At 67.6% G+C, this 12,274-nt stretch carries 10 protein-coding genes; 4 read left to right on the forward strand and 6 right to left on the reverse strand.

Annotated features, from left to right (window positions below; all coding sequences use genetic code 11):
- Positions 1-93 precede the first annotated feature (93 nt).
- Positions 94-1,014, forward strand: a complete 921-nt coding sequence (locus EJC77_RS19685) for a LysR family transcriptional regulator (protein WP_125616842.1) — start codon at positions 94-96, stop codon at positions 1,012-1,014.
- Between the two features lie 258 nt (positions 1,015-1,272).
- Here EJC77_RS19685 and EJC77_RS19690 read toward each other — a convergent pair whose 3' ends face one another.
- Entirely contained in the window at positions 1,273-3,942 is a 2,670-nt protein-coding gene (locus EJC77_RS19690) for a sialidase family protein (RefSeq protein ID WP_125616845.1), read from the reverse strand.
- Positions 3,943-4,215: 273 nt separating this feature from the next.
- Between EJC77_RS19690 and purS the strand changes: the two genes are divergently transcribed.
- From purS to purL, 3 genes are read left to right on the forward strand one after another with little or no spacing between them, the layout of a single operon-like run.
- On the forward strand, positions 4,216-4,473 hold the full coding sequence (gene purS, locus EJC77_RS19695) for a phosphoribosylformylglycinamidine synthase subunit PurS (protein ID WP_125616848.1): 258 nt from the start codon (positions 4,216-4,218) through the stop codon (positions 4,471-4,473).
- A complete protein-coding gene (gene purQ / locus EJC77_RS19700; RefSeq protein ID WP_125616851.1) occupies positions 4,470-5,225 on the forward strand; it encodes a phosphoribosylformylglycinamidine synthase subunit PurQ in 756 nt (251 codons plus the stop codon). Before purS ends, purQ begins: the two co-directional genes overlap by 4 nt.
- Positions 5,222-7,513 (forward strand): phosphoribosylformylglycinamidine synthase subunit PurL, encoded by a 2,292-nt coding sequence (gene purL / locus EJC77_RS19705; RefSeq protein WP_125616854.1) that lies wholly within the window; start codon positions 5,222-5,224, stop codon positions 7,511-7,513. Before purQ ends, purL begins: the two co-directional genes overlap by 4 nt.
- 83 nt (positions 7,514-7,596) lie before the next feature.
- Here the strand turns inward: purL and EJC77_RS19710 are convergent, their stop codons facing one another.
- The 5 genes from EJC77_RS19710 to EJC77_RS19730 form a co-directional block, all read right to left on the reverse strand.
- The gene (locus EJC77_RS19710; RefSeq protein WP_125616857.1) at positions 7,597-8,271 is read right to left on the reverse strand and encodes a GntR family transcriptional regulator; all 675 of its coding nucleotides are present in this window, start codon (positions 8,269-8,271) and stop codon (positions 7,597-7,599) included.
- A gap of 79 nt (positions 8,272-8,350) precedes the next feature.
- On the reverse strand, positions 8,351-9,526 hold the full coding sequence (locus EJC77_RS19715) for an alpha-hydroxy acid oxidase (RefSeq protein ID WP_125616860.1): 1,176 nt from the start codon (positions 9,524-9,526) through the stop codon (positions 8,351-8,353).
- 57 nt (positions 9,527-9,583) lie between these two features.
- Positions 9,584-10,348, reverse strand: coding sequence for an amino acid ABC transporter ATP-binding protein (locus EJC77_RS19720; protein WP_125616863.1), 765 nt, complete (start codon positions 10,346-10,348; stop codon positions 9,584-9,586).
- A complete protein-coding gene (locus EJC77_RS19725) occupies positions 10,345-11,304 on the reverse strand; it encodes an amino acid ABC transporter permease (protein WP_125616866.1) in 960 nt (319 codons plus the stop codon). Before EJC77_RS19725 ends, EJC77_RS19720 begins: the two co-directional genes overlap by 4 nt.
- A 7-nt stretch (positions 11,305-11,311) precedes the next feature.
- Entirely contained in the window at positions 11,312-12,220 is a 909-nt protein-coding gene (locus EJC77_RS19730) for an ABC transporter substrate-binding protein (RefSeq protein ID WP_125616869.1), read from the reverse strand.
- Positions 12,221-12,274 lie beyond the last annotated feature (54 nt).

Genomic DNA, 12,274 nt, shown 5'->3' on the forward strand with positions numbered 1-12,274 from the left:
GGCCCGGCCGTCCGACCCACGCCATAGCACGGGCCGGGCAGGACATCAACCAAAATCCTAAGTTAAAACAACGCGGGTCCTTAGGATAACGGCATGAGTGAACGTTGGCCGGACCTCGCGGTGCTCGAGCTCCTCGTGGTCATCGCCGAGCACGGAAGCGTGAGCGCGGGCGCGCAAACGGTGGGCATGGCCCAGCCCAACGCGAGCCGCGCGATCCTGCAGTTCGAGCGTGCGCACGGCATCCGGCTTATCGACCGGAGCCCGCGCGGCTCCACGCTCACGGCGGAGGGGGCCGCCCTCGTGGAGGGTGCGCGAGGGGCCCTGGATGCCGCGCGCTCGTTCAGCGCGACCGTCGATGCGCTTCAGCAGGAGCGCACCTCGCAGCTCAGGGTGGAGGCGAGTATGACGATCGCCGAATATCTGGCCCCCGTGTGGCTCGCGCGGCTGCGCAAGCGGCTGCCCAGCCTTCAGGTCTCATTCCAGGTGCGGAACTCCGTGGAGGTGCTCGCCCTGCTGAAGGCCGGCGAGTGCGATGTGGGGTTCATCGAGTCCCCGTCGGTGCCCCGGCGAGTGCGAAGCGCGGTCGTCGCGACGGATCGTCTCGCGGTCGTCGTCAACCCCACGCATCCCTGGGCCCGACGCAGCGCGATCACCGCCAAGGAGCTTGCGAGCACCCCGCTCGTGGTGCGTGAGTACGGCTCCGGCACGCGCACGACGCTCGACGACGCGCTCTCCGGCTTCACCGTCCCCGCGCCGGTGCTGGAACTCAACAGCACGGCCGCGGTGCGGGGGAGCGTCATCTCCGGCGCAGGCCCGGCGGTGCTCAGCGAGCTCGCCGTGGGCTCGTGGGTGGGTGCCGGGGAGCTCGTCCAGGTGCCGGTGGCGGACATGCCCCTGGAGAGGCGACTGCGCGCGGTGTGGGTGGGTCCGCATCCTCTCAAGGGGCCTGCGGCCGAACTCGTCACGATCGCCCGCGAGGAGTCGCGCACCAGAAGGGCGCGTTCACGAGGTTGAGTGCTGGCGCCTGCGCGGAATCACGCCCGTGGGCGGCCGAGTCGGCAGGTCGAGGCCGCCTGGACCGTCCCGCCCGCAACCGGTGGGCAGTAGATGTCGATAATCCAGACAAATCGAGCATCTACTGCCCACCGGTTCGCGAGACGCCGCCGCCACCGCGCTCTTCCGCCACGCGACGGCCGGCGCACATGCACACGATCAGCTGTGCCACCAGACTGACACCGGAATCAAAACCTGTGATCCTTGTCGGTCACAGCACTAGCTGCCGTCCGCCGGTGTCACGTGAAACGCGCCGAACGAGTACAGCGCCGCGTTCGCGTCCAGGACCACCAGCGTGTCCTTGCCGTTCTTGGCATCGGCCGGAAGCGTGAACGTGGCGGTCCCGGTGGCGTCGGCGTGGAACCAGCCCAGCCGGTAGCCATGCTGGAACAGGAACACGTACACCCACTGGCTGGCCGGCAGGTTGTGCAGCACCACGGTGTCCCCGGGGCTGTACTTGCCGGTCGACAGGCCCAGGTCCACGGGCGGGTTGCCCGTCAGGTGGGCCCGGGTCACGTCCGGCCGGCTCGTCGGCGGGATCGGCAGCGCCAGCGGCGCGGCCGTCACGGTGACGGCCGCCGTCCGGACGCCGTTGGCCGCGGCGACGTTCGCCGTGTCCGCGGCGGCCATCCCGGCGGACAACTCACTGCCGGTCACGGCCCGGGTGGACGTGGCCGTGGCCGATGCCCCCGGCGCCAGGTCGGTCGGCGCGAACGCCAGGCCCGGGGCGGCGACGCCGGTCAGCGTCACATTGCCGGTGTTCGTCACCGTCCAGGTGTCCGTGACGGTGTCCCCGGCGTCGGCGTAGCCGTTGCCGTTCACGTCGTTCCAGGTCCGCACGGCCGTGCCGGACAGGGCGGGGTTGCGCACCAGGAGGTCCACCTCGTCGCCGGTCACCGTGTAGTTCCGCGTGGCCGCGCCCGTGCCGGTGACCTGCCAGGTCGATTGCGGGACGAAGAAGCCCTGCGCGGCCTCGTCGGCGGTGACGACGTGCTTGGGCGTGGTGCAGTTGTAGCTGCCCCACACGGCCAGCGTCAGGAACCGGCAGTTGCCGGCGCCCGGCGGCAGGAACGGCGTGAAGTTGCCGGACTGCGGGACGACGGATTCGGTGATGTTGCCCGTGCTGGCCACCGCGAACGCGTACGGCACGGCGTCACCGGCCCGGTACGGGTTCGCGGCCAGGTCCCGGCCGGCGTCGTTGCGGGCGCCGGAAATCGCGGCGCCCACGATCGTCTCGGGCGAACCGCCGGTGATCGTCACGGGCACGGAGGCCGTGAGCACGTGGCCCTCCACCGTGACGCGCGCCGTGATGCTCGTGCTGCCGACCTTGGCGTAGGACGGGATTGTCACGGGCACGGAGACCACGACCTGCCCGCCCGCCGGGATGGCGGGAACCTGCACCGAACCGAACGTCCAGCCGGCCAGCGGGGCGAACGTCGCCGTCGCGCCGTCGATGGCGTTGTCCGAGGCGTTGGACACCGTGATGCTCGCGTTCACCGTGGCGCCGTTGTCACCGGTGACCGCGGCGGCCGTGATGCCGGCGTCGCAGAACGCGTCGACCCAGGCGGCGTTGAACCGGGCGAACGTGATGGTGTTGGCGTCGCCCTCGTACAGCAGCCCGAAGCTGCCGTCGGAGAGCGCCGTGACGGTGGAGTAGCTCATGGTGCCCGCCTTGAACTGCTTGCCGGCGCTCCATGTGGCGCCGTCGTCGCAGGAGTACCGGACGGTTCCGTTGGTCCGGCTGGACGTGTTGTTGGCGTTGGAGAACAGCAGCACCCTGGCCTGCCGGGATCCCTCGGCCGCGTCCGGGAACATCCGGGTGATGCCGGCGTTGTTCGTGGGGTCGGCCAGTGCCGCGTCGTACGTCACGGGGCCGTAGGTGGCGCCGCCGTCGGTGGAGATGGCGATCTTGCGCCCGCCGCCATGGTTGCTGTCCCGGGAGTTGAGCATGACGCGCCCGTCGGAGAGCTCCACGACCTTGTTCTCGTCCATGCCGGTGCCCACGAACGCGCCACGCTGCCACGTCTTGCCGTGGTCATCGGAGTACACGCTGTAGGCCTGGATGGCGGTGCTGCCGTCGGCCTGGACCACCTTGCCGGCGTACTGCTGGAGCAGCCGGCCCTTGTGCGGGCCGTACTTCAGCTGGATGCCCTCGCCGGAGGAGGCGAACATGCCGGCGACGCCGCCGACGTTGGCCACCGCGTTGACGGTGCCCCCGTTCGGCTTGGCCACGGCCGTGATGAGCGGGCCGGCGAAGCCCGCATACGGCGAGCCGGCCGGGTAGTTGGACGGGGTGGGGAGGGTGGGCTGATTGGCCGGGTCGGTGGACCAGGTCAGGCCGCCGTCGGTGGAGACGGAGACCTCGGTGCTGATGACCTGGCGGTTGGCGTCGTCGTTGCCGAACGCGCTGCCGGCGAAGCCCTGGTCCTTGGAGTAGACGTGGAAGTTGAAGACCGTGCCGGTCTCCTTGTCGACCACGTAGCTGGGGTCGCTGAACCCGAACCGTTGCACGTCCGCGGTGGCCACCTGGCCCCGGGCGATGAAGGTGGGCGCGCCCCACGTCTTGCCGCCGTCGGTGGAGCGGCGCTGCACGATCGAGTTGGGCGACGGCGAGTCGCCACCGTCCGGGCGCCCGTCATAGGCGGCCAGCACGACGCCGTTGCCCAGGTCGGCGAGCGCAACGATGCGGTAGTACTTGCCGAGCACCGGGTCGATGGCGTTGTCGCCGTTGGCGGCCAGGACCTGCTGGTCATAGCTGGCCGCCGCCGGGTCGGCATTGGCCGGTGCGGCGTTGGCCGGGGCGACGACGGTCGTCACCAACGCGGCGGCCAGGGTCCCCGCCGCGCCGGCGGCCAGGGATCTGCGCCACCAGGAGTCACTGCGTTTCATCCGTTTTCCTTTCGCGGCGGCCACCATTGGCCGCCAGTTAACCCACGTCCTACCTCTTGCGGTGCACATGCATCGGCTCCGCATTAGAGATGGAATGTCCTACCTACTGTAGGGTGAGTCGGCTCACATGGAAAGGGCGGCCGGAAAGCGGGCCGTAACACTCGGTAGAATGAAGCTGCAAGCTCGCGGAGCGCCGATGTCACCCCACCCCTTGGGACACGCGTGAGACGGCACTCTTCGCGGCCACCTCTTTGAACACCAGGAGTTCCCTCGATGCCCCGGATCGTTGTTGACGTCATGCCCAAGCCAGAGATCCTCGACCCCCAGGGAAAGGCCATCGTCGGTTCCCTGCCGCGGTTGGGATTCACCGCCTTCTCCGGCGTCCGCCAGGGCAAGCGCTTTGAACTGACGGTCGACGGCGAGGTGACCGACGCGGTGCTCGCACAGGCCCGCGAGGCGGCCGAGACGCTGCTGTCCAACCCGGTCATCGAGGACGTTGTCAACGTCGAGGTCGTGGCGGACCGGCCATGACCGAGACTCCCCTGATCGGCGCGGTTTCGAGCACCGCGACCGGCACACCCCTGACCGGCGCCCGCATCGGCGTCGTCACCTTCCCCGGGACCCTTGACGACCGCGACGCGGCCCGCGCCGTCCGCCTGGCCGGGGCGACCGCCGTCGACCTTTGGCATGGCGACACCAGCCTTGGCGACGTCGACGCCGTCGTCATTCCCGGCGGCTTCTCCTACGGCGACTACCTGCGCGCCGGCGCGATCGCCCGCTTCGCCCCCATGATGGGCCAGATCATCAAGGCCGCCAACTCGGATGCCCGGCTGCCCGTGCTGGGCATCTGCAACGGCTTCCAGATCCTCACCGAGTCGCACCTGTTGCCCGGCTCCATGGTGAAGAACGACCACCTGAAGTTCATCTGCCGTGAGCAGGTGCTGCGCGTGGAGAACAACACGACCGCGTGGACCAACCAGTACGCGGCCGGCGAGCAGATCACCATCGTGCTCAAGAACCAGGACGGCCAGTACGTCGCCGACGAGAAGACGCTCGACGAGCTCGAGGGCGAGGGCCGGGTCGCGTTCCGCTACGTCGGCTGGAACCCGAACGGCTCGCGCCGCGACATCGCCGGCATCACGAACGCCGCCGGCAACGTGGTGGGCCTCATGCCGCACCCCGAACACGCCGTGGAACCCGGGTTCGGCCCCGACCACACCGGAACCGACGGGCTGGGCTTCTTCACGAGCGTCCTGGCCCACCTTGTTGGAGGCAAGAAGTGAGCCAGAAGTTCAACATCGACACGGTCGAGCACGCCGCGGCGACGCCGGACACCGAACTGCCCTGGGCGGAGCTGGGCCTGAAGCGCAACGAGTTCGACGACGTCGTCAAGCTGCTGGGCCGCCGCCCCACCGCCGCGGAACTGGCCATGTACTCGGTCATGTGGAGCGAGCACTGCTCCTACAAGTCCTCGAAGGTGCACCTCAAGCAGTTCGGCGACAAGGTCACGGCCGAGATGAAGATGGACATGCTGGTGGGCATCGGCGAGAACGCCGGCGTCACCAACCTGGGCGACGGCTGGGCCGTGACGTTCAAGGTCGAATCGCACAACCACCCCTCCTTCGTGGAGCCCTACCAGGGCGCGGCGACCGGCATCGGCGGGATCGTGCGCGACATCATTTCCATGGGCGCGCGCCCCGTGGCCGTCATGGATCCGCTGCGCTTCGGCGCCATCGACCACCCGGACACGGCCCGCCTGGTGCACGGCATCGTCTCCGGCATCGGCGGCTACGGCAATTCGCTCGGCCTGCCGAACATCGGCGGCGAGGTCGTGTTCGACGACGTCTACCAGGCCAACCCGCTGGTGAACGCGCTGGCCGTGGGCGTCATGCGGCACGAGGACATCCGGCTGGCCAACGCCTCCGGCGTGGGCAATCGCGTCGTGCTGTTCGGCGCCCGCACCGGCGGTGACGGCATCGGCGGCGCGTCCGTGCTGGCCTCCGAGTCCTTCGACGACACCAAACCCTCGAAGCGCCCGGCCGTTCAGGTGGGCGACCCGTTCGCCGAGAAGGTGCTCATCGAGTGCTGCCTGGAACTGTTCAAGGGCTCCCTCGTCGAGGGCATCCAGGACCTGGGCGCGGCCGGCATCTCCTGCGCCACCTCCGAGCTGGCGTCCAACGGCGACGGCGGCATGGAGGTCGAGCTGACCTCCGTGCTGCTGCGCGACCCCACGCTGACCCCGGGCGAGATCCTCATGTCCGAGTCGCAGGAACGCATGATGGCCGTCGTGTCCCCGGCGAACGCCGCGGCGTTCGAGGCCGTCATGGACAAGTGGGCCGTGGAATACTCGTGGCTGGGCGAGGTCACCGACACCGGCCGGCTGATCATCAACTGGGACGGCGCGACGATCGTGGACGTCGATCCGCGCACGGTCGCCCACGAGGGACCCACCTACCACCGGCCGTTCCACCGTCCGGAGTGGCTGGACGGCGTGCAGTCGAACACCTTCCGGGCCTCCGGCACCGCGTTGCCGGCCACGGGGCTGGAACTGAAGGCCGCCGTCGTCGAACTGGTCTCCTCGCCGAACATGTGCGACAAGTCCTGGGTGACAAACCAGTACGACCGGTTCGTCGGCGGCAACACCGCGCTGGCCGCCCCGGATGACGCCGGCGTGATCCGGGTCGACGAGCAGACCGGCATGGGCGTGGCCCTGTCCACCGACGCCAACGGCCGCTACGCCTACCTGGACCCGTACACGGGCGCCCAGCTGGCGCTGGCCGAGTCGTACCGCAACGTGGCCACCGCCGGGGCCGTGCCGATGGCCGTCACCGACTGCCTGAACTTCGGCTCGCCGGAGGACCCGGAGGTCATGTGGCAGTTCGCCGAGGCCGTGCGCGGGCTCTCCGACGCGTGCATGGAACTGGGCGTGCCGGTCACCGGCGGCAACGTGTCGCTGTACAACCAGACCGGCAGCACGCCGATCCACCCGACGCCGGTTGTGGGTGTGCTGGGCAAGTTCGACGACGTCGCGCGCCGCACGCCGTCGGGCTGGCGTGAGGACGGGCAGGCCATCTACCTGCTCGGCACCACGGCGGACGAGCTCGACGGCTCCGAGTTCGCGAACCTGCGCGGCCACCTGGGCGGGCTGCCGCCGAGGGTCGACCTGGCCCGGGAGCGCGAGCTGGGCCAGATTCTCATCAATGCCTCCCGCGACGGCATGGTCGACGCCGCGCACGACCTGTCCGAGGGCGGGCTGGCCGCGGCCCTCGTGGAGTCCTCGCTGCGCTACAACACCGGCGCCCGGATCGCCCTGGACGAGGTGGCCGCCCGTGACGGCGTGGACGTGTTCACGCTGCTGTTCTCCGAGACGCAGGGCCGGGCGATCGTGGCCGTCCCACGGTCGGAGGAGGTCCGTTTCAACGACATGTGCACGGCCCGCCGCTTCCCGGTGGCCCGGATCGGCGTCGTGGATGCCGAGTCCGGTTCGTTGGAGTTGCAGGGCCAGTTCAGCGCGCCGCTGGACGAGCTGCGCGAGGCACACGAGGGGACGCTGCCGAAGTACTTCGGCTGACCCGCGGGTCTCGACGGGCTCGACCACCGGTGGTCGAGCCCGTCGAGACCCGTTTCAGTTGGGTTACGAGGCCTTCGGCCGGGTCACTCGCTGCCGGCGAAGACGTGGAGTTCCGCCGCTCGGGAACGCACACCGTCGATGTGCGCGGCCATGGCCTCCCGCGCCCGGGACACGTCCCCGGCCCGGATGGCCTCCACGATGTCCTGATGTTCGTGGACCGTGTGCTCCCCGCTCATCTCCTCGGTGTGGACCAGAAGCCGGAATCGCTGGATGTGCCCTTCGATCGATTCATAGGCGCGCAGCAGGAACTGGTTGTTCGCCCCCTCGGCTAAGCGGCGGTGGAAGATCTCGTCGGTTGTCCAATATGCGCGATAACCGGCGAATTTGTCGCCGCCTCGCCGGGATTCGTCGAGTGTGTGATTGAGCCGGTCAAGTTCCTCGACAAAGTCACCCGACGCGTTCCGGCAGGCGAGGGACGCCATTTCCGGTTCAATCAGGTACCGGGCGGCGAGCAATTCGCCGACGTCGGACGCGGACGGGGCCGGTGCGACCTTGTAACCGCGCAGGGCCTCACGGCGAACCATCCCGGTCGCCTCCAGGCGGGCCAAGGCCTCACGAACCGGCGTGGCCGAGACGTCGAACCGACGGGCAAGCCCGTCGATGCTCAAGGCCGATCCCGTAGAGATCTCCCCGTCCAGCAGCAAGGAGAGAACCGCCTCGAAAACCTGGTCGGCCAGAACCTGGCGGGCCTTCAGCATAGAGTCTCCCGAGTAAGTGGAGATATTGCGTACATGTGGGTATCCTATGTGACCTTCCTGGCGCGCCTGCGGCCCGCGCTCAGACCAGCGAGAGGCTTTCGGGCAAGAATGCGTGGGTGTCGCGCGCGAAAATCGACTCGTCCAGCGCCTGGACGGAGGACTTCCCGACAAACCCCATGGCGCCCTTGAGCTCATCGCGAAAGATGGCGAAGGTCTTGTCCACGGCTGGCTCCCCGCCGGCCGCCAAGGCGTAGGCGAACGGGCGTCCGGCAAGGACGGCGCGGGCGCCGAGCGCCGTGGCCTTGACAATGTCGTGGCCGCGTCGGATGCCCCCGTCCAGATAAACCTCGGCCCGGTCGCCGACGGCGGCAACAATCGCGGGCAGGACGTCGATTGTCGCCGGTTGGGAATCGAATTGCCGCCCTCCGTGATTGGACACGAAGATGCCGTCGGCACCCTCGTCGACCGCGCGGGCGGCGTCCTCCGCGTCCATGATCCCCTTGATGACAAGCTTCCCGGACCACTCCGCGCGGAGCCTGGCGAACTGCTCCCAGGATGCCGAGGCGTTCTTGTTGTTCGCCATCCAGCTGTTCATTTCCTTCATCCGCAGCGGGCGTCCGTCGATTTCATAGCTGCCATAGGTCATCTTCCGCCCGGTGAGCCACCGCCACACCCAGCCCGGGCGGGTGGCCGTCTGCAGGTAGTCGAGCAGCGGTGGCCGCGGCGGCATGGACAATCCGTGGCGCAGGTCGCGTTCACGCTTGCTCGAGGAGCCGACGTCGCCGGCGACGACCAGGGTCTCGACCCCGGCGTTGCGCGCACGGTTCACGTAGCTGCGCGTCTCCTCCGGGTCCTTCCAGAAGGCGATCTGCGCCCACAGGTTCGGCGCGACGCGCACCACCTCCTCGAGCGAACAGCCGGACCAGGCGCTGTGGATGAAGATCGTGCCCGCCCTGGCGGCGGCCCGGGCCACGGCGAGATCCGACCCCGGATGGAAGATGGTGAGCATGCCCATGGGAGAGACCATGAGGGGAACATCGATGTGCTGCCCGAGCACGCTTGTCGAGGTGTCGATGGCGGACACGTCCACGAGCGACCGCTGCCGAAGCAGGAGGGCGTCCAATTGCACCCGGTTGGCACGGGTGGTGATCTCGTCGAGCGCGCCGCCCTCGAGGTAGTCGTAGATCATCTTGGGAAGCTTCTGGCGCGAAGCCCTCCGAAAATCATCGACGCTGACAATCCATTTGTTTCTCATCTTGCTGTTTCTCCAATAAATCTTGTGCTTGACTCTGCCGAATTGATGCGAAGCGTCCTAGAGGACCTTCGCCAAGAATTGCTTTGTACGTTCGTGCTGGGGTGATTCGAGGACCGCGCGCGGCTTGCCGTGTTCGACCACGTGTCCGTCGTCCATGAAGATGAGATGGTCGCCGACCTCGCGGGCAAATCCGATTTCGTGGGTCACGACCACCATGGTCATGCCGGCGCCGGCCAAATCCCGCATCACATCCAACACCTCCCCGACGAGCTCGGGATCGAGCGCCGAGGTGGGCTCGTCAAACAACATGAGCCGGGGCTCCATGGCCAGTGCACGGGCGATGGCGACCCGTTGCTGCTGGCCGCCGGACAGTGCCGACGGATAGGCGCCCGCCTTGGCGGCAAGCCCGACCCGGTCCAGGAGCTTCAGCGCCCGTTCCCTGACAACCCGGCGGTCCTCCTTTTTCACCCGCACCGGCGCCTCACAGATGTTCTGCAAGACGGTCATGTGCGGAAACAGGTTGAACCCCTGGAACACCATGCCGACCTGTTCGCGCGAACGGGCGACCTCATTGTGGGTCTGCGCGTGGACGCGCCCGTTCTTGATCTTCACCCCCACCGGCGAGCCGTTGACGATGATGTATCCGCCGTCGAGGGTCTCGAGCTGGTTAATGCAGCGCAGGAAGGTTGACTTTCCGGAGCCGGACGGGCCGATGATGCACGTGACCTCCCCCCGGTGGATGGTCAGGTCGATCCCCTTGAGCACATGGAGTGGCCCGTAATGCTTGTTCACGTCCCTGGCCTCGACAACCACTTCGTTCATCGCTGAACCTCCTGCGCTGCACGTCGGGTGCGGATCATCTTCACAAGACCAACAATGGGGCCGGCCCTGACGATCTTCACCGAACCGCGGTTGTAATGCCGTTCGATGAAGTACTGGCCGGTGCTGAGCACGCTGGTGACCAGCAGGTACCACAGGCTGGCCGCGATCAGCAGCGGGATGGTCTTGAAGTTCGCGCTGTACACCAGCTGGGCCGAGTAGAGCAGTTCGGGGAAGGCGAGCACGCTGACCAACGAGGTCGTCTTGAGCATGTTGATCGTCTGGTTTCCGGTCGGCGGAATGATGATCTTCATCGCCTGGGGAAGCACGATGCGCCAGAGCACGGTGAACCGGCGCATGCCGAGCGCATTCGCCGCCTCGGTCTGCCCCCGGTTCACGCTCAGCAATCCCGCGCGCACGATCTCCGACATGTAGGCCCCTTCATTCAGGCCAAGTCCGAGGATGGCCGCGGCAAAGGGCGTGATGAGGTCATTCGCGCTGACCGAGAAGAACTCCGGCCCAAACGGGACCCCCATGGTGATCCGCGGGTAGATCGCAGCGATGAAGCCCCAGAACAGCAGCTGCACGAAGACCGGAACGCCGCGGAAGATCCAGACGAAGAACGCGGCGACCGCCGCGACGACGATGTTGTGCGACAGGCGGGCCAAGGCCAGGATGACGCCGACGACGATGCCGACTGCCATGGCGATGACGGTCAGCTGGAGGGTCCGGAGGAGCCCGGTGAAGAGCCGCTCCGAGGTGAACCAGCCGAACACAACCCCCCACTCGTATCGAGGGTTGGTGGCCAGCGAGTAGGCGACCAGGAAGACCAGGAACAAGACCACGGCCGCACTGAACCACTGGAGCCCATGCCGCCGGTGCGGCTGTTGGCCCAGCAGCGACCGGTCGATTCCATCGGCAACGATGGCCTCGGGTCTGGGTCCACGTGTCGTTCCCATGTCGTTCCTATTGCGCCTTGTCGAAGGCAAAGTCGGTGATTGCTCCACTGCCCACCCCCCACTTGTCGAGGATTTGCTGGTATACACCGCTCTTCTCGAGCGACTTGAGGGCCTGTTGGATGGCCGGGGCCAGGTCCGCCCCCTTCTTGTAGCCGATGCTGACCGGGGACACATTCGTTTCCGCAACGGTCTCCATCTGACCGGTCTGCTTCACCTCGTAGCCCAGGGTCGGACCGTCGACATACACCGCGTCGATCCGGTGGGCGGTCAGTGCCAGGCTGGGCGCCTGCATGTCTGCATAGGTCATCGCCGTGATGGCCGGCTTGCCGGCGGCCACACATTTGGCCGAGAGGTCCGGCAGCCGCTTCAGATCCTGGAAGGATCCCTTCAGGACACCGACGCGCTTGCCGCAGAGGCTGTCGACGCCGAGCTTCTCCGGGTTCCCCGGCAGCACCCCGATGCCACTGCCGGATTGGTAGTAATCGACAAAGTCCAGTACCTTCATCCGTACCGTGGAGGGCGACATCTGGGAAATCGCCGCATCGTACTTCCCCGCCTGAATGCCGGGGATGATGCCGTCGAATGGCCCGCTGGCTATGGTGGTCTTGAGTCCAAGGACCTGCCCGAGGGCGAGGGCGATGTCGGGATCGACGCCAATCGTCGTCGTCCCGTCGGCGGCCATGAAATGCAGCGGGGGTGAGCTCTGGCTCATCGTGACGACGAGCGTCCCCTTGTCCCGGATGGCCGGCGGGAGCGCTGCCACGGCGGCCTGGTCGACCATCGCTTTGGGAATCGCCGTCGACGATTGGCTTGATTGCGGCGCGGACATGTCTGGGTTCGAGCACCCCGCGACCGCAATGGTTGCAATAGAGACGATCGCAATAGCGAAAAGTTTAGTTCCATGCTTCACAGTCATTGAGGGTTATTCAGAACGTTTGTCGGTAGAATTCCAGTCCGATGACGGCTGCGA

Origin of the sequence: Specibacter cremeus, from assembly GCF_003946885.1 — a bacterium.
GTDB classification, from domain to species: Bacteria; Actinomycetota; Actinomycetes; order Actinomycetales; family Micrococcaceae; genus Specibacter; species Specibacter cremeus.